Source organism: Robertmurraya korlensis, from assembly GCF_023715225.1.
Taxonomy (GTDB): domain Bacteria; phylum Bacillota; class Bacilli; order Bacillales; family Cytobacillaceae; genus Robertmurraya_A.
Genome location: NZ_JAMBNS010000001.1, coordinates 349,293 through 366,636, shown reverse-complemented (window position 1 = coordinate 366,636; position 17,344 = coordinate 349,293). Strand labels below are relative to the sequence as shown.

Below are 17,344 nucleotides of genomic sequence, written 5' to 3'. Positions count from 1 at the left end.
CATGGTTTTATTAATAAACGGTCTCTTTGAAGAAAAATCCAGTATCTAATGGACGATTCTTTGGCTGTATCTTTTCAACTTCCTGCAATAATTCGTCCTTTATTTCTTCGTACTGATCAGGATCTTCAACAGATAGATCAATTGCTTTTCGATATAATCCTGTTACTTTTAGAATATATTCAGATGTTTGCAACACACCATCAATTTTTAAAGAGTCAACTTCTGCTTCAATTAGCTCTGTTAATTCATCAATAATACACATATCATTCGGGCTCATAATATGTGTTCCGTTGGCATCCTCAAAGATCGGATATTTGTTTTCTCTTTCTTTATCGTGAAGGAACATGTTCGCATTTTGGGCGCGATTTTCAACCACTAATGCTTTACCTTGATACTCATAGTAGTTCCCTAATAATGAACGTTTGGATTGGAACATCGCTGTCATCCCGTGAACCTGTACCTCAATCTCCACTTCAGCATGCTCTTTCATTTCGACAATCGCATCCATATTGATTTCTCTAGCAAGGACCGCACGCTTAGCCCCTTTTCTACCCCAATAGTTACATGTATACCAGTTTGTTGCAGTTGTTTCTGTATTCCAATGAAGCGGCATATCAGGTGCAGCCTCCTTCGCCACCATTAAAACCGCTGGATCACCGAAAATAATTGCATCCACACTTGCTTCATTTACAAATTTCACATAGTCATATAAAGCCTCAATGCTTTCATTGTGGAAGATCGCATTCATTGCTACATACACTTTTTTTTGAGAAGAATGGGCAATTTCAACAGCCTTTTTTACATCTTCTCTTGAAAATTCTCCAGCCAAACGAAGACCAAAGCGTTCCTCTCCGATTACAAAGGCGTCCGCTCCAGCTTTACATAATGCTTCTATATCTTCTAACGTTTTTGGTGTGACTAATAGTTCTGGTTTTTTCATTTTCTCTTCACCTCTTTTTACTTATTGCTACTCCATCGCCAACGGGAATAATAATCGAATCATATTCTGCATGTTCCATCAGCCATTTGTTAAAATCTTTTATTTTTGTAACCATGCTTCTTACTCTTTTACTCTCAATTGTATCCTCATAGACTAGACCTTTAAACAGGACGTTGTCGGTTATGATGATCCCTTTGTCTCCTAAATACTTTGAATATATTTCAAAGAACTTCTTGTATTGCCCTTTGGCTGCATCTATAAAAATGGCATCAAAAGAACCAAATTCTTCTACAAGTGACTCTACTTCTAGCGCATCACCCTTGATGATCGAAATTTGATGTTCTTTATTTGCGCGTTTAATAAATTTCTCCGCAACCGTATAGCGTTCACTGTCTCGTTCGATTGTGACGATGTTCGTTTCAGGAAGAACAGTGGCCATTCGAAGGGCAGAATATCCAATTGCTGTACCAACCTCTAGAATCTTTTTCGGTTGAGCAATTCTCAGTATTTGAAGGATCGTTTCGATTCCTGACAGTTCCATTATGGGAACATGATGTGCTCTCGCGTATTGCTCCATTTCTTCTAGCAGTTCTGATCTATTTAGAATGAGCTCTTCTATATAAGAATGCAGCTTTTCCGTTTCCAAGCTGCGTCACCTCTTTTGTTTAGACATGAAAAAATAGCGTTCACAGCATTTCACAGGGATTCAGCACAGCTAAATATGGTCTTCTGTGGTTGACGCTATTTAAAAACACTTGAACTATTCTATCATAATAGAAGGAGAAATGCGAACATTTCTCCTTGAATCAGATTAATTGATGTGCTCGGCTTTTTTTGCATTATGCTCTTCAAGAGTTTTCGAGAATAATACATCACCAGATGCCGTTGCTAAAAAGTATAGGAAGTCCGTTTCAGCAGGATGTAAAACAGCTTCAATTGATACAGTTCCTGCATTGGCTATTGGTCCTGGTGTTAAGCCTGGGTATTTGTAAGTATTGTATGGATCATCAATTTCCAAATCTTTATACAACACTTTGTCCTTATGTTCTCCATGAGCATATAAAACGGTAGGATCGGTTTGTAAAGGCATCCCCGTGTTTATACGATTGTAAAAGACACTAGCAATTTGGTCTCGCTCAAGCTTCTCAGTTGCTTCCTCTTCTACCAATGAAGCAAATGTTAATAGTTGGTGAGCTGTATATTGCCTCTCAGCCATATCTCCTTCATACTCACTAATTACCTTTTCCGTCTGATCTAACATGGTCATAATAATTTCTTCGATTTTTGTGTCTTCTTTATAGAATGGATATGTTGCAGGGAACAAATAGCCTTCTAATGGGTATTTGACATTTTCCGCGAGAATTTCCTCTGTTAATACATCGGGGTATTTATTCATAAGTGCTTGTATGAATTCACGGTCATTTAATTTGGCAAATACATCTTCTTCTTTATGACCTGTTTTTTCTGCGATGATTTTTGCAATTTCTTTAAGCTGTTTACCTTCAGGGATGGTAATTTGAAACACCACTTCTTGCTCCACTTTACCTGTTTTTAAGCTTTCAATGATACTTGGCAAGGTCATAGAAGGTGATAGTTTATAGTCACCGGCCATAAACCCTGACTCGTTCTTAAACTTAACAAAGTATTTGAATACACGTGCATCTTTAATAATCCCATGTTCCTCTAATATGTTTGCAATTCCAGTAACTGAAGAACCAATGGGAATTTCTACGGTCATTTCTTTTTTATTCTCAGGATCTACGGGTTTTAGTGCTGATTTAATATAAAAATATCCTCCACCAGCTGTAATGGCCACCAGCAGGAATAATATAATTGAAATGGTAAAGACAATTTTTCTTACAACTCTTGCCTCGCCTTCCCGCTCAATCATCTTTTCTCGAATTATTGCTTTTTTATTAGGCATATTACTTGTATTTTCTTTATTTTGCTTCTCTTCCGTTGACAAAGTTTCCCCTCCAATTCACAGGGCTCATACTTACTATTCCCTTATAACTATTCTCGAATCATTATACTATATTTTTCGACAATAGAAGTAGAAAATTGCAAAAAAGGCGAATAGCCTATGCTATCCGCCTTTTTTCTTTCTATTCTTCGTCTTGCTCTTCTAGGAATGTATTTAACATTTCTTCAATTAAGTCCCACTCTTCTTCTGTTTCGATGGGCATTAACTCACCATCATTATTATCTTCGGTTGGAACGAAAGCAGACGCATGAATTTCAATTTCTTCATCATCGTTTTCATCTGCCCCAATTGGATAATAAAGAACATAAGATTTGCCAAATTCATCAGAATCGAATGTAAAAAGCACCTCACAAAGTTGCTCGTTACCATCCTCATCAATTACTGTAATATTGTTTTCTCCATGTTGCATTGAAAAATCACCTCAAGTTATTTTTGACTATCTAAAAAGCCTTGTAAGATCATAGCTGCTGCCATTTTGTCGATTACTTTTTTACGTTTTTTCCTACTAACATCCGCTTCTAGTAAGACACGTTCCGCTGCAACCGTAGTTAAACGCTCGTCCCATAGGGATACAGGCAAGGAAAATCTCTTTTCTAGCTCACTAGCGTAAAATTGACTCGCTTCACCTCTAGGTCCAATGGTTCCATTCATGTTTTTAGGCAGCCCTACTACTATTTTTCCTACTTCATACTTTTCTATTATTTGACCAATATGGTCAAAACCAAACATTCTTTCATCTTCATTAATTTTTATTGTTTCTAAACCTTGCGCTGTCCAGCCAAATTCATCGCTGAGCGCAACGCCGACCGTTTTACTACCGACGTCAAGACCGAGAATTCGCATAAGTTAAGAGCCCTCTCGTTGTGTTTTTAAATAGCTTTTGACAAGCTCCTCAATAATTTCATCTCGTTCAAGCTTTCGAATAATGTTACGAGCATCACGATGACGAGGAATATAAGCAGGATCTCCAGAAAGCAGGTAACCTACAATTTGATTAATCGGATGATATCCTTTTTCTTGAAGAGCTTCATGTACTTGAAATAGGACTTCCTTCACGTCATGTTCGATTGGCTCTTCTGGAAAATTAAACCTCATTGTTTTATCAAATGTACTCATTCTCTTGCACCTCGCTTTTTCTAGTAATCGCTAGCTATTAACTGATCTCAGGTAGAAGTATCTATCATCAAATCTATCCAATGGAAGAAATATTTAGTAGTCTAATCTCCTTCATTTTACACTACTTTTCCTGAATATCAAACGGATTTGACCCATTCCTCTACAAAACTTAGTGCAGAATCCAGCTTCCCAGCATCTTTTCCGCCTGCTTGGGCCATATCTGGACGTCCACCACCACTACCACCGCAAATAGTAGCAACTTCTTTAATAATTTTCCCGGCATGATAGCCCTTTTCAATTAAGTCTTTTGTTACACCGGCAATTAGGTTTACTTTCTCTTCGTTTACACTTCCAAGTACGATTACTGCAGATCCTAACTTTTGCTTCAAATCATCGACCATGTTTCTTAGTCCGTTCATATCAGCACCTTGAATTCGTACAGCTAGAACTTGAACACCATTCACTTCTTTTACAGAATTAACCAAATTACCCGCTTCAATATTCCCTAGCTTAGCTGCTAAAGACTCATTTTCTTTTTGAAGCTGTCTTTGTTCACTTAACAGTGCTTCAATTCTAGATGGTACATCTTTTAGATTTGTTTTTAACTTTCCAGCCGTATCTTTTAAGATTTGGATTTGACCATGCATTTGCTTAAATGCACCTTCCCCCGTCACCGCTTCTATACGACGAGTTCCTGCTCCAATTCCACTTTCCGATACGATTTTAAAGAGACCAATAACGGATGTATTTGGCACATGGCAGCCACCGCAAAGTTCTAAACTATAATCTCCTACTTGAACCACACGTACGATATCACCATATTTTTCACCAAATAGTGCCATAGCTCCCATTGCTTTTGCTTCAGCAATGGCCTTAAAGTCTGTTTGAACAGATAAAGATTGCCAAATTTTTTCGTTTACAATCTTTTCTATTTCTTCTAATTCCTCAGGTTTCACCTGTCCAAAATGAGAGAAGTCAAAACGAAGTCTATCTTGTTCTACTAGTGAACCTGCTTGGTTTACATGTGTTCCAAGAACATCTTTTAAGGCTTGATGTAATAAATGGGTTGCCGTATGGTTCTTAATAATTTTCCCTCTATTGTTCTCATCAACAATCGCTAGTATCTGGTCATTAACCTGCAATTCACCAGATTCAATCAATACACGGTGAAGGTTTTGGCCATTTGGTGCCTTTTGTACATCTTTTACCGCTGCTTTTACACCTTCGCTAAATAGTGTACCAAGGTCAGCAATTTGCCCACCGCTCTCAGCATAGAATGGAGTAACATCAAGGATTAATTGAATTTCTTCTCCTTCACTTGCCTTGTCAATCTTCACACCATTTTGTACGATAGCAAGAACCTTTGATTCAACCTTTAACTGATCGTAACCAACAAACTTGCTTTCTACTTTAATCTCACCAAGTTCTCCACCTTGAACCTGCATAGAGTCTACATCTTGTCTTGCTTTACGTGCACGCTCACGCTGAAGCTCCATTTCGCTCTCAAAACCAGCGTGGTCAACCTTCATTCCCTCTTCTTCACCATACTCCTCTGTTAGTTCGACAGGGAAACCGTATGTGTCATAAAGACGGAAAACGTCTGCGCCTTGAATCGTATCACTTCCAGCTTCCTTTTCTTTCTTGATCACCGCTGCGAGAATTTGAAGCCCCTCATTCAGAGTCTCATGGAATCTTTCTTCTTCATTCTTTATAACCTTTTGGATAAAGTCGGTTTTATTTTTTACTTCTGGGTAAAAATCAACCATGATTTCCCCTACAACAGGAACCAACTCAAACATAAATGGACGATTGATGTTAATTTGCTTAGCAAAACGTACCGCTCTACGAAGCAATCTTCTTAACACATATCCTCGTCCCTCATTGGAAGGAAGAGCGCCGTCACCAATAGCAAATGCAACGGTACGAATATGGTCAGCAATGACTTTAAATGCCACATCTGACTCTTTACCATTACCATACTTTGCCCCAGAAATCTCTTCTGTTGCACGAATAATCGGCATAAATAAATCTGTATCAAAATTTGTAGGAACATTTTGAACAACCGAAGCCATTCTTTCAAGTCCCATCCCTGTATCAATATTTTTCTTTGGTAGCGGAGTATATGTACCATCCGGATTATGATTAAATTCTGAGAAAACTAAGTTCCAAACCTCTAAATATCTATCATTTTCTCCTCCAGGATATAACTCTGGATCACTTTCATCATTTCCATATTCAGGTCCACGATCATAGAAAATTTCTGTATTTGGTCCACTAGGTCCCTCGCCGATATCCCAGAAGTTCCCCTCTAAGCGAATAATTCTCTCTTCGGGCACCCCAATTTCTTTGCTCCAAATTTCAAACGCTTCATCATCTTCTGGGTGAATCGTAACAGAAAGCTTTTCCTTTTCAAATCCTACCCATTTTTCATCCGTCAAAAATTCCCAAGCCCAATGGATAGCTTCCACTTTAAAGTATTCTCCGATAGAGAAGTTCCCTAGCATTTCAAAAAACGTATGATGTCTTGCAGTTTTCCCAACATTTTCGATATCGTTCGTACGAATAGATTTCTGTGCATTTGTGATTCTTGGATTATCAGGAATAACTCGTCCATCAAAATATTTTTTTAATGTCGCAACCCCACTGTTAATCCAAAGCAAAGATGGATCATCATGAGGAACAAGGGGAGCACTTGGTTCCACCGAATGTCCTTTTTCTTTAAAAAAGTCTAAATACATTTTACGAATTTCTGAGCCTGTAAGCTTCTTCATTTATTTACCCTCCAACATTTTTTTCAACAAAAAAAGCCCTTCATCCCAAAACAGGGACGAGGAGCTTGCTCGCGGTACCACCCTGATTATGAATGCCCCAAAAGCACTCATCTCTCAAAGACCTTTAACGCAGGTTAACGGCAGGAATTAGCTGCACTCCGGAATAGCTTTCTGTCATCCTTCGTCTAGAATTTCTTTCAGCCAAGGAAATTCCTCTCTATAGACGGGCTATCACATACTTGTTCCTTCAACATGTTTTCGTGTTTTTGAACTTTATAGTACGAATTATACTGATATGCTTTTATGTTTGTCAACGTTGTCACATCAATTGATTATCGGATACGTCTTTTGAAAAGTGCTGTTTTGCATGAAGAAGGCTCACCTTGAGAATAGCCATAATTGGTACAGCTAAGATTAGTCCTAGTATTCCGCCAATTTCTCCACCTGCCAAAAGCGCAAACATAATCACTAAAGGATGCATATGCAGGCTCTTTCCAACAATAAAAGGAGATAAAATATTCCCCTCTAAAAATTGCAGTAGAGCGATGATAATCACAACAAAGAGAACCATTTTTACACTTATCGTAGCAGCGATGATAATAGCTGGCACGGCACCTATAACAGGACCAAAATATGGAATAATATTTGTAATCCCAACAATTAATCCAAGCAACAGTGGATACCGTAAGTCAATGAACCAGAAAGATAATGCTGAAATCGTACCAATCATCACGCAAACTAAAAGCTGTCCCCTAATATAACTGCCAAGCGATTTGTCCACATCTCTTAAAAATAGAGTTCCCCCACTCCGCCATTTTTTCGGTGTAATATACCATACCGCCTTCTTGATTTTTTCATAATCCTTTAACATGTAAAATGCAATAAATGGGATGATAGCAAAGAGCAAGGCTGAATTGATAATTCCCATTCCTAAATTAACGGCTCTTGTTAGAGCGTTATCAAGCATTCTTTCAACGGCCACAATACTGCTATCTACCCTATCTTGAAAGGCTTCAGGCCAAGTAGAGGTTTTATCCTGAATTTCATGGATCCACGCTCTGTATTGATCGGCAAAGCTTGGTGCGTTTTCAGTCAGATCTCTTAGCTGGTGTATAACTGCAGGAACACCATTATAAAGTGCCACACTTACACTTCCAAAAAACAGTATATATATAATTAAAACGGCCAACCATCTGGGTAAATAATTTTCATGAAGTGTTTCCACCACGGGATGTAATAAATATGAAATAAATGCTGCGATGATAAATGGGAGCACGACGATCATTGTGATTTTAAAAATGGGCAACCAGATGGGCTGTAATTTCAGAAAAACAAATAAGACAATGAATAACAAAAGCAAAAAACCAAGCCGGTAATACCATTTCAAACGAATGTCCATTGTATCCACTCCTTGTCTATAGTTTAAAGTGGAACAGTAAGAAATATACAAAAAGAAAAGCCCCTTTTTTACAGGGGCCTTTCTTCGTATTAAAACATTCTCGAAATTCTACGCTGCATTTTTTTCATTCCACGCCCTGACATCATTTTGTTTTTGCGAGCGTAATTATATGCAACAACACCTGCTCCAATTGCTACTGCAGAAGTTACCATTCGATTCATTTATCTCACCTCTTAATAGATTTATGAGCTATATCGGCGTTCATCTTCTCCAAAAAGATCGTCTAATGAGCTTAATGTACCGTCTTCCTCAACTTGGTGAGTATTAATGATTCCTTTTGCTAAAGTTAGTTCAATGAAGCAGTTCCAGCAATAGTATTGGTTAATTCCAATTTTCCCGATATCTTTGCTTTGACAATTAGGGCATTTCAACATCGTAGACACCTCACGTATAGGTAATATCTTAAGTCATGTGCGCTTAAGATTTTTTTACGTTCACGATGATGGCGTCTTTTCCATACTGGAGGGGTTCATCCGTTTTGATGACACGCTTTCCTTCTTTGATGTCTGAAAAAAAGCCATCCGAACATTGATACCCTACGATTGTGCCCAATTCTTCCTTAAAATATACATCCTCAATCAACCCGAGCTGCTCACCGTCACTTGATAACAGCATGTTCCCGGATAGACCTCGACAAAATGCAATGGAAGAATGATTGCCCCTATTAATTGGTCTTAGCAAAGTTCGGTTTTCAATCATTACTCCATCCGAGCCAAAGGAAGTGACGTCTTGAATATCAAGCAGTGCGGTCCTTTTAACAAGCATTCCTTGCTTCACAAGCAGTGATTGGACCGAGTCACTAGTCGCAGAAATGATGAGGTCATTGACTTCACCAACCTTTGATCCGCTTTCTTTCTCGTACACACTAACTCCCTTTAGCAATGTAAATGTCCGCAAGATACCACCTCTTTCGAACATTACTATTGTTCACGACGAAGCGTAAAATCATAACGAGAAACGATTTCCAAATGTAATGGGTGATCAACTCTCCATAAAACTATATGGGGTGATTCCTTCCATGCCAATCATCGGGTCAATAGACAGCAAATGCTCCTCCGCATTTTGAAACATACCCTTTACGTTGCCCTCGCTATTGTTTTCTATGTTTTTTTCCAATTTCATCCGTAACGTCGTCAATCTCTCCTGTTCATCCGATCTTGAAATACCGACCCTTAAAGCCTCTTCTTCTCCACAAAGGATTAAAAACTGCTTACTTCTCGTAATCGCTGTATACAACAGATTTCTTCGCAGCATTCGATAATAGCTCCTTACTACAGGGAGGATTACAATAGGAAATTCACTTCCTTGCGATTTGTGAACAGAGCAGCAATAGGAATGGGTGATTTGTTGAAGGTCTTGTCTGGTATATGTAGCTTCTGCACCCTCAAAGGATACAACGATCATATCCTCTTTTTCCGTATTTTCTTTTGCATAGAAGATAGATACAATTTCGCCTATATCTCCATTAAATACATTATTTTCCGGCTGATTCACAAGCTGTAACACCTTATCACCGACACGATAAACCACATCGCCGTACTTTATTTCTTTTCTCGTGCCATCAGGGTTAGGATTAAATATGCTTTGCATTAGCGTGTTCAAGCGATCAATTCCAGCAGGCCCTTTATACATGGGTGCAAGAACCTGAATATCTTTTGCTGTGTAACCTTTACTTTTCGCATTTCGGACGACCTTTTCAACTACATCCGCAATTTGGTTTGCGCTACATCTAAAGAAGGATCGGTCCTTTTGTTGCAAACTTATATTGGCAGGTAACCGTCCCGATTTAATTTCATGAGCAAGTTCAATAATAGAAGATCCTTCCGCTTGACGATAAATATCAGTTAGTCTAACGACAGAAAGAACGCCGCATTCTAGAAGATCCTTTAGTACTTGCCCAGGACCTACAGAAGGTAATTGATCTTCGTCTCCAACTAATATGACTTGTATGGATTCAGGCAAAGCTTTAAATAGCTGATTAGCAAGCCATATGTCAAGCATGCTCGTCTCATCTACAATTAAAATTTTCCCTTCTAATGGGTTGTCTTCATTTTTGCTGAACCCTTCAACCCCATTCCATCCTAATAGCCTGTGAATGGTAACCGCAGGAAGTCCTGTAGATTCCGTCATTCGTTTTGCTGCACGGCCAGTTGGCGCAGCTAATATAAATGGAAAGGGTTCGTCTCCTTTATAATCATTTGGATCTAAAGAGCAGCCATGCAATTCTGCATATAGCTCAACAATTCCTTTAATAACCGTTGTTTTCCCTGTACCCGGACCACCTGTTAAGATCAGCATCGGTGACATCAAAGCCGTCTGAATCGCATCCTTTTGAGTCGGGGCATACTGAACTCCTAATCGTTCCTCTAGATTTCCAAGGGCGAGTAAAAATTCAGAATCAGGAAACTGATTTTCATACTGCGTTTGAGAGACTATTTTTTTAATGCTTGTAACAAGTCCTTTTTCGGAGAAAAAAAGGGAAGGCAAATACACCCTCATTTCTTCAACGATGATTTTCCCTTCTTCTTCAAGCTTGACTACCTCAGCTCCAATAGGTGAAAAATCAATTTCATCACGTTTATTTTCTTCTAATAATGTCTTTACCTTATCGAGTAATAATCCTGTTTCCATATACACATGACCATTTTGCATACACTCAACCTCAAGCGTATATAAGCAGGCCGCTTTTATTCGGTCAGGGTGATGACCGGAAATGCCAAGTTGAAACCCAAGGTCATCTGCTCTGGTAAACCCAATACCTTGAATATCTTCAACAAGCTTATAAGGATTCGACTGAACCACTTCTACTGTCTGATCCTTATACGCCTGATAAATCCGCATAGAGATTTGCGGACCAAATCCATATTGATTTAAAGCAACCATCGCCTGTTCTAATCCTTGATGCTCCATAAGGGTATCAAAAATTTCCTTTGCCTTATCAGGGGGAAGCTTCGGTATTTGATCAAGTAAAGAAGGTTGTTGCATAATTTTAGAAATGGCATTCTCCCCTAAAACTTCAACGATTTTTTCAGCGGTTTTCTTTCCGACTCCTTTAAAAAGCTCACTTGATAAATAGCTCACTACCCCTTGCTTCGTTTGGGGTATATCTTTTCGAAAATGCGTTGCATGAAATTGTTGACCGAATTTCGGATGGTCCTTTAACTCTCCATAAAATATGTACGTTTCCTGTTCATGAACTTTTGGAAAATAGCCGGTAATAACAGCTTCTTTGTCTTCATAATTCTCATTCGTTTCTTCCACGCGAATTCTTAGAACGGTGTACAAATTTTGTTCATTATGAAAGATTGTGACAAGATGCTTTCCTTTTATAAATCTTCCTTGATCCTTAAACAAATCGAGCGTTTCTTGTCCCTCCAAAGAACTCCCCTCCTTACAAAAAATTCGCTACGAATGAAGATTACTTCTTTTCGATTAATTTCTTCCCGTAACCTGCTAGTAGATGATCAGGTTGTAATTCCAATGCTTTATCAAACATATCAAGAGCTTTTTTTCCATCCTCTTTAAAGCCATAAGCAACACCAAGATTATAATAAGCATCAGCATGTGATGGATCTAACTCTACACATGCATTAAACTGCTCCAATGCCTCGTCAAGTAATTCTTGATTTGCTAGACATAATCCAAATTGAAAACGAGCTTCAGCATCATCCCCATTTAGCTCCACACTTCTTTGCAAATAAGGTAAAGCAAGCTTAGACTGCTCTAACTGAATAAGCGTAAGTCCAAGCATAAAATAATTATCACTAGAATGCAGTCCCTTTCTCATTGCCAGTTCAAACATATTTTTTGCTTCTTCTAATTGTTCATTTTCGAAGTATAGGTTTCCAGCATTATAATAAGCTGTTGCCGCATTTTCATCGATTTCTATGGCTTTTTGAAAAAATTTGAGTGCCTTATCATTTTCTCCAACTGCAGATAATACGTTTCCGAAATTTATATAGGATACCGCATCATTCGGATTTTCCTCTATTGCCTTCATAAACAATCCAGCAGCTTCCTCCCACTTTCCCTCCTTCATCAATTGAATTCCTTTTTCATTTTTATCCATAGTACACGCTCCATTATTTATTGTCTTTTATTATTATAACTTCTTTTCATCTAGTTTTGTCCTTTTTATACATACGAAAACCTCGACCATTTGAATCGAGGTTTCCTCCTTACCCTACATAAGTTAATTGCTTTTCATCACGGAATACTTGATCAATGGTTCCTCCGCCAAGGCATTCATCCCCTTGATAAAAGACAACCGATTGACCAGGTGTAATGGCCCGGATTGGCTCAGCAAATATCACCTTTACTGTCCCATCTTCTAATTTGTGAACAGTTACTTTGTTATCAGGTTGACGGTAGCGGAATTTAGCCGTACACTCGAAAGTCTGCATTACTTCCCTGCCCGTAACCCAACTAACATCAACAGCAATGATTGAATCAGAGTACAATTTATCATTATGAAATGCTTGTCCTACAAACAGTACATTTCGCTTAAGGTCTTTACCGATGACAAACCAAGGGTCGCCCGCACCACCGATTCCTAAACCATGTCTCTGACCGATTGTATAGTACATTAACCCATCATGCTTACCGACAACTTCTCCCTCAAGTGTTTCCATATTCCCAGGCTGAGCTGGCAAATAATTGCTTAGAAATTCTTTGAAATTACGCTCGCCAATAAAGCAAATTCCTGTACTGTCCTTTTTGGTCGCAGTTGCTAAGTTTGCTTCTTTAGCAATCTCTCTTACCTTTGCTTTTTCAATATCGCCTATTGGAAACATCACTTTTTCAAGTTGATCTTGAGAAAGCTGGTTTAAGAAATACGTTTGATCCTTGTTTTCATCTATTCCACGTAGCATTTTGTATTCCCCATCGCGGAATTCAACTCTTGCGTAATGCCCAGTTGCTAAATAGTCCGCACCTAGCTTCATGGCATGCTCTAAAAAAGCTTTAAACTTAATTTCCTTGTTACACATCACATCGGGATTGGGAGTTCTTCCTGCTTTATATTCTTCTAGGAAGTAAGTAAACACTTTGTCCCAATATTGCTTTTCAAAATTGACGGCATAATACGGGATACCGATTTGATTACAAACTCGAATAACATCCTCATAATCCTCAGTAGCCGTACAAACACCAAACTCATCGGTGTCATCCCAGTTTTTCATGAAAATTCCGATCACATCATACCCTTGTTCTTTTAAGAGTAATGCGGCTACTGATGAATCTACTCCCCCAGACATACCTACGACAACACGTATGTCCTTGTTGTCTTTTTTCACTTTCCTCACCTCATTCGCAAGCTTTATCGTGTCAGCCTATTTACTATTTTCGCCGTAACTTCAGCTGAACGTTCAACCTGCCCTTTTGTATTATAAAGGCCAAAGCTAAATCGGATAGAGTTTCTCACTCGTTCTGATTCTTGACCAAACATTGCTACTAACACATGAGAGGGATCAATCGAACCAGCTGTACAAGCAGACCCACTCGATACAGCCACACCCTCCATATCCAAATTTACAAGCATTGATTCGACATCTGTGCCTGGAAAGCTTAAGTTTAGTACATGTGGGAGGGAATTTTCAAGCAATCCGTTTACTGAGAATGTAATATCTCTCGATTGAAGTGATTTAATCAGAAGTTTTTTTAATTCGGTAAATTGCTCGACCTTTTCCGCTCGATCAATCGAAGCTATTTCAACCGCTTTAGCAAAGCCAGCAATAGACGCTACGTTCTCAGTTCCCGCACGCCTTTTTCGTTCCTGTTCTCCCCCGAAGGAAAGTGGCGTTAATGCTGTATTTTGCTTTACATATAGAAATCCAATCCCTTTAGGTCCATTAATTTTATGTGCTGAGACGGATAACAAGTCCACGCCAAGCTCAGTTACGTTCAAATCCATTAAACCAAAGGCTTGAACGGCATCTGTATGAAATTTCGCTTGATGATCCTCTAATAGCCTGGCAATTTCTTTAATCGGTTGGACCGCTCCCACTTCGTTATTTCCAAACATGATGGTCACGAGAATCGTTTCATCTCTTAGTGCTTTCTTAAAATCTTCGACCGAAATTTGCCCATATTCATCAACTGGTAAGTAAGTTACTTCAAAGCCTTCCTTTTCAAGACTTTTACAAGCGTGCAAAACAGCATGATGTTCAATCATAGTCGTAATAATATGGTTACCATTCTTCTGATAAGATTTCGCCACTCCTAAAATAGCAAGGTTATCACTCTCAGTGCCTCCACTTGTAAAAATAATCTCTTCCGTTCTTGCTCCAATGCTCTTTGCAATTTTTGAACGAGACTCGTCTACTATAGATCTTGCCGACCTTCCAAAAGAATGAATACTAGAGGGATTCCCGAATTGCTCTTTCATCACAACGGCCATCGTTTCAATGACATCCGCATGAACTGGAGCCGTTGCTGCATGATCCAAATATATATGATTCAACATGTTCACCTACTTAAAAATATCCACTTGAAACTAGCTTTACCTTTTCTCCTATATGTAAAACATATAGGAATCTGACTCTCCGTCATCTGTGTGGTTCGCTAATTCTTCTAGTGTTGTATTGTCTAAAACACCTTTCACAGCATCACGGATTCTCATCCATAATGCACGCTTTGCAGGCTCTTCATCTTCAATCCCTTCAACAGGACTGATAGGACCTTCTAGCACTCTAATAATATCGCCTGCACTAATTTCTGTTGGTCCCTTCGCTAACACATAACCACCATATGCGCCACGAATGCTCTTAACAAATCCAGCGTTTCTAAGAGGAGCAATTAACTGCTCTAAATAATGCTCAGATAAATCATTTGCTTGAGCAATCGTTTTAAGCGATGTTGGTCCTTCACCGTGTTTTTTCGCAAGCTCGATCATAATTGTTAATCCGTAACGACCTTTTGTTGATATTTTCATAAACTAGCACCTCGATTACTAATTTCTTCTTTTGTATGTTTAGCCATTCTTTTAGCGGAGTGTAATTTACTAAGGAAATAATCCGTTAGCCTTTGGCACTGTGGTAACGCTACGCCAACGATAGGTCCAATGACAAAACTGAACACAACGGTACCAACAAATACTGGTCCACCGAGTTGCCACCCCATAATCAGTACAATAATTTCTATACAAGCCCGGACATAAGTAACCTTCCACCCTGTTCTATCGGTTAAAGCAATCATTAGGCTGTCTCTTGGGCCAGCACCGAAAGAAGCAGAAATATATAACCCCATACCATACCCATTTAATAAAAGACCAACGGCAAACATCAAAGCTTTTCCAACCCAGCCATCGGGTGTTTGAATGATCGGAAGCAGAAAATACATATCAATAAAAACGCCAACTAATAACATATTTAAAAACGCACCGATTTTCGGAAATTCTTTAGAAATGATTGTCGCTAAAGTTAAGATAACCACCCCAACAAAAATGGACCATGTACCAATCGTTAGACCAAATTGATAATGAAGGCCCACATGAAGAACATCCCATGGTGTAGCTCCAATATCAGCCTTTATTAATAATACAATTCCAAGGGACATAATTAATAAACCTAAAATATAAATAAAAAATCTTGGACCCACTTGTCCTGTCTTTTTAAAAGCCATTACCAATCAATTCCTCTAAACAAAAATGGTTACTTGTAAATCTTAACAAAATCCTGACTTATTTGATAGACATTTGACATTATAGCATAATAGTATGCAAATAACACGAACGTATGTTACCTTTAGGTAAAACGATAAACGGAGCGATGAATATGAACGGGAAGCCACTTGCCTTCCGAATGCGACCAAGGACGATTGATGAGATTATTGGTCAGCAGCACCTCGTCGGTGAAGGAAAGATTATTCAGCGTATGGTTAAAGCCAAACAGCTCTCGTCCATGATTCTTTATGGACCACCTGGTGTTGGAAAAACATCCATTGCTAGTGCGATTGCAGGTAGTACAAAATATGCTTTTCGTACCTTAAATGCTGTGACAAATAACAAAAAAGACCTCGAGGTGGTGGCTGCAGAAGCAAAAATGTCCGGTAAAGTAATTCTTTTACTGGATGAGGTCCACCGTCTCGATAAAGCAAAGCAAGATTTTCTTCTTCCACATTTAGAAAATGGAGCCATTGTCCTAATTGGAGCAACGACTAGCAATCCGTATCATGCCATTAATCCAGCGATCCGTAGTCGATGCCAAATCTTTGAGCTAAAGCCATTAACGGCTGAGGAAATAAAAAGAGCCATTCACCACGCCTTGCACGATAATGACCGAGGATTGGGAAATTACAATGTGCACATATCGGACGCAGCAATAGAACATTTTGCGAGTGCTTCTAATGGGGATGTGAGGAGTTCGCTTAATGCACTTGAACTAGCCATAATTTCTACGGAACCTGATGAGTTTGGGACCATTACCATTACTCTTGAAATAGCTGAGGAATGCTTACAAAAGAAGAGCTTTTCCCATGACCGCGATGGGGATGCTCATTACGATGTTCTTTCTGCTTTTCAAAAATCAATTCGAGGCAGTGATGTCAATGCAGCACTTCATTATTTAGGGAGACTCATTGTCGCGGGTGACCTAGTTAGCATAAGTAGAAGATTAATCGTTATTGCCTATGAAGACGTTGGCCTTGCCAATCCTCAAGCGGGTGCGAGAACACTAGCCGCCATCGAAACAGCTGAACGTCTAGGATTTCCTGAAGCTCGGATTCCGCTAGCTAACGCTGTTATTGAGCTATGCCTCTCTCCTAAGTCTAATTCTGCCTATAAAGCGTTGGACCTTGCGATTGCTGATATTGAAGCAGGTCTAAGCGGTGAAGTACCCCTACATTTAAAGGATGCTCATTATAAAGGAGCGGCCTCCCTTGGAAGAGGAATTGATTACTTATATCCTCATGATTTTGAAAATGGGTGGGTTAAACAGCAGTACTTACCTGACAAAATAAAAAAGAAGGTTTATTATAAGCCGAAAAAGACCGGAAAGTTTGAGCAAGCACTTGCTTCCATCTATGAAAAGTTGATGAAAAATTAACGGACAAGGCGTGTGCTTGTCCGTTTTTACTCA

18 protein-coding genes and 1 other annotated feature are annotated in these 17,344 nt (G+C 39.0%); of the genes, 1 reads left to right on the top strand and 17 read right to left on the bottom strand.

Features of this window, described 5'->3' with window-relative positions:
* Positions 1–10: 10 nt before the first annotated feature.
* The 17 genes from M3175_RS01985 to M3175_RS01905 all read right to left on the bottom strand — a co-directional run bounded on the left by M3175_RS01985 (position 11) and on the right by M3175_RS01905 (position 15,890).
* The gene (locus M3175_RS01985) at positions 11–940 is read right to left on the bottom strand and encodes a peptidase U32 family protein (RefSeq protein WP_251514107.1); all 930 of its coding nucleotides are present in this window, start codon (positions 938–940) and stop codon (positions 11–13) included.
* Between the two features lie 7 nt (positions 941–947).
* Positions 948–1,586, bottom strand: a complete 639-nt coding sequence (locus tag M3175_RS01980) for an O-methyltransferase (RefSeq protein WP_251514105.1) — start codon at positions 1,584–1,586, stop codon at positions 948–950.
* Between the two features lie 165 nt (positions 1,587–1,751).
* Positions 1,752–2,864 (bottom strand): endolytic transglycosylase MltG, encoded by a 1,113-nt coding sequence (gene mltG / locus M3175_RS01975; protein ID WP_251515241.1) that lies wholly within the window; start codon positions 2,862–2,864, stop codon positions 1,752–1,754.
* 181 nt (positions 2,865–3,045) lie between these two features.
* Positions 3,046–3,333, bottom strand: coding sequence for a DUF1292 domain-containing protein (locus M3175_RS01970; RefSeq protein WP_251514103.1), 288 nt, complete (start codon positions 3,331–3,333; stop codon positions 3,046–3,048).
* A gap of 17 nt (positions 3,334–3,350) precedes the next feature.
* Positions 3,351–3,767 (bottom strand): Holliday junction resolvase RuvX, encoded by a 417-nt coding sequence (gene ruvX / locus M3175_RS01965; protein WP_251514102.1) that lies wholly within the window; start codon positions 3,765–3,767, stop codon positions 3,351–3,353.
* A 3-nt stretch (positions 3,768–3,770) separates the two neighbouring features.
* Positions 3,771–4,040: an IreB family regulatory phosphoprotein gene (locus tag M3175_RS01960; protein WP_119709221.1), complete on the bottom strand. Its 270-nt coding sequence runs from the start codon at positions 4,038–4,040 to the stop codon at positions 3,771–3,773.
* Between the two features lie 137 nt (positions 4,041–4,177).
* Positions 4,178–6,811, bottom strand: a complete 2,634-nt coding sequence (gene alaS, locus M3175_RS01955) for an alanine--tRNA ligase (protein WP_251514101.1) — start codon at positions 6,809–6,811, stop codon at positions 4,178–4,180.
* Between the two features lie 49 nt (positions 6,812–6,860).
* Positions 6,861–7,071: a binding site (T-box leader), on the bottom strand.
* A 59-nt stretch (positions 7,072–7,130) separates the two neighbouring features.
* On the bottom strand, positions 7,131–8,210 hold the full coding sequence (locus tag M3175_RS01950) for an AI-2E family transporter (protein ID WP_251514100.1): 1,080 nt from the start codon (positions 8,208–8,210) through the stop codon (positions 7,131–7,133).
* 89 nt (positions 8,211–8,299) lie between these two features.
* The gene (locus M3175_RS01945) at positions 8,300–8,431 is read right to left on the bottom strand and encodes a YrzQ family protein (RefSeq protein WP_251514099.1); all 132 of its coding nucleotides are present in this window, start codon (positions 8,429–8,431) and stop codon (positions 8,300–8,302) included.
* A gap of 21 nt (positions 8,432–8,452) precedes the next feature.
* On the bottom strand, positions 8,453–8,644 hold the full coding sequence (locus tag M3175_RS01940; protein WP_066049968.1) for a YrzR-like zinc ribbon domain: 192 nt from the start codon (positions 8,642–8,644) through the stop codon (positions 8,453–8,455).
* 43 nt (positions 8,645–8,687) lie between these two features.
* Entirely contained in the window at positions 8,688–9,167 is a 480-nt protein-coding gene (locus tag M3175_RS01935; RefSeq protein ID WP_251514098.1) for a PRC-barrel domain-containing protein, read from the bottom strand.
* An 84-nt stretch (positions 9,168–9,251) separates the two neighbouring features.
* Entirely contained in the window at positions 9,252–11,648 is a 2,397-nt protein-coding gene (gene recD2, locus M3175_RS01930) for an SF1B family DNA helicase RecD2 (RefSeq protein ID WP_251514097.1), read from the bottom strand.
* Between the two features lie 40 nt (positions 11,649–11,688).
* Positions 11,689–12,339 carry a tetratricopeptide repeat protein gene (locus M3175_RS01925; RefSeq protein WP_251514096.1) on the bottom strand — a complete coding sequence of 217 codons (651 nt, stop codon included), beginning with the start codon at positions 12,337–12,339 and terminating at the stop codon, positions 11,689–11,691.
* Positions 12,340–12,448: 109 nt separating this feature from the next.
* Complete coding sequence (gene mnmA, locus M3175_RS01920; protein ID WP_371321644.1) at positions 12,449–13,564, bottom strand: tRNA 2-thiouridine(34) synthase MnmA; 1,116 nt, start codon at positions 13,562–13,564, stop codon at positions 12,449–12,451.
* Positions 13,565–13,587: 23 nt separating this feature from the next.
* Positions 13,588–14,730 (bottom strand): cysteine desulfurase family protein, encoded by a 1,143-nt coding sequence (locus M3175_RS01915; protein WP_251515235.1) that lies wholly within the window; start codon positions 14,728–14,730, stop codon positions 13,588–13,590.
* A gap of 51 nt (positions 14,731–14,781) precedes the next feature.
* On the bottom strand, positions 14,782–15,201 hold the full coding sequence (gene cymR / locus M3175_RS01910) for a cysteine metabolism transcriptional regulator CymR (protein ID WP_251514095.1): 420 nt from the start codon (positions 15,199–15,201) through the stop codon (positions 14,782–14,784).
* Complete coding sequence (locus tag M3175_RS01905) at positions 15,198–15,890, bottom strand: YczE/YyaS/YitT family protein (RefSeq protein ID WP_251514093.1); 693 nt, start codon at positions 15,888–15,890, stop codon at positions 15,198–15,200. The genes cymR and M3175_RS01905 overlap by 4 nt, the downstream gene beginning before the upstream one ends.
* 152 nt (positions 15,891–16,042) lie before the next feature.
* Here M3175_RS01905 and M3175_RS01900 point away from each other — a divergent pair, with 152 nt between their 5' ends.
* Positions 16,043–17,311 (top strand): replication-associated recombination protein A, encoded by a 1,269-nt coding sequence (locus M3175_RS01900; protein WP_251515233.1) that lies wholly within the window; start codon positions 16,043–16,045, stop codon positions 17,309–17,311.
* The last annotated feature ends 33 nt before the right edge of the window (positions 17,312–17,344 follow it).

What these genes read in the sequence shown, in the direction of transcription:
- M3175_RS01985 (WP_251514107.1), bottom strand. Translation starts at nt 940, where the DNA reads ATGAAAAAACCAGAACTATTAGTCACACCAAAAACGTTAGAAGATATA.
- mltG (WP_251515241.1), bottom strand. Translation starts at nt 2,864, where the DNA reads ATGCCTAATAAAAAAGCAATAATTCGAGAAAAGATGATTGAGCGGGAA.
- M3175_RS01970 (WP_251514103.1), bottom strand. Translation starts at nt 3,333, where the DNA reads ATGCAACATGGAGAAAACAATATTACAGTAATTGATGAGGATGGTAAC.
- ruvX (WP_251514102.1), bottom strand. Translation starts at nt 3,767, where the DNA reads ATGCGAATTCTCGGTCTTGACGTCGGTAGTAAAACGGTCGGCGTTGCG.
- M3175_RS01960 (WP_119709221.1), bottom strand. Translation starts at nt 4,040, where the DNA reads ATGAGTACATTTGATAAAACAATGAGGTTTAATTTTCCAGAAGAGCCA.
- alaS (WP_251514101.1), bottom strand. Translation starts at nt 6,811, where the DNA reads ATGAAGAAGCTTACAGGCTCAGAAATTCGTAAAATGTATTTAGACTTT.
- M3175_RS01950 (WP_251514100.1), bottom strand. Translation starts at nt 8,210, where the DNA reads ATGGACATTCGTTTGAAATGGTATTACCGGCTTGGTTTTTTGCTTTTG.
- M3175_RS01945 (WP_251514099.1), bottom strand. Translation starts at nt 8,431, where the DNA reads ATGAATCGAATGGTAACTTCTGCAGTAGCAATTGGAGCAGGTGTTGTT.
- M3175_RS01940 (WP_066049968.1), bottom strand. Translation starts at nt 8,644, where the DNA reads ATGTTGAAATGCCCTAATTGTCAAAGCAAAGATATCGGGAAAATTGGA.
- M3175_RS01925 (WP_251514096.1), bottom strand. Translation starts at nt 12,339, where the DNA reads ATGGATAAAAATGAAAAAGGAATTCAATTGATGAAGGAGGGAAAGTGG.
- cymR (WP_251514095.1), bottom strand. Translation starts at nt 15,201, where the DNA reads ATGAAAATATCAACAAAAGGTCGTTACGGATTAACAATTATGATCGAG.
- M3175_RS01905 (WP_251514093.1), bottom strand. Translation starts at nt 15,890, where the DNA reads ATGGCTTTTAAAAAGACAGGACAAGTGGGTCCAAGATTTTTTATTTAT.
- M3175_RS01900 (WP_251515233.1), top strand. Translation starts at nt 16,043, where the DNA reads ATGAACGGGAAGCCACTTGCCTTCCGAATGCGACCAAGGACGATTGAT.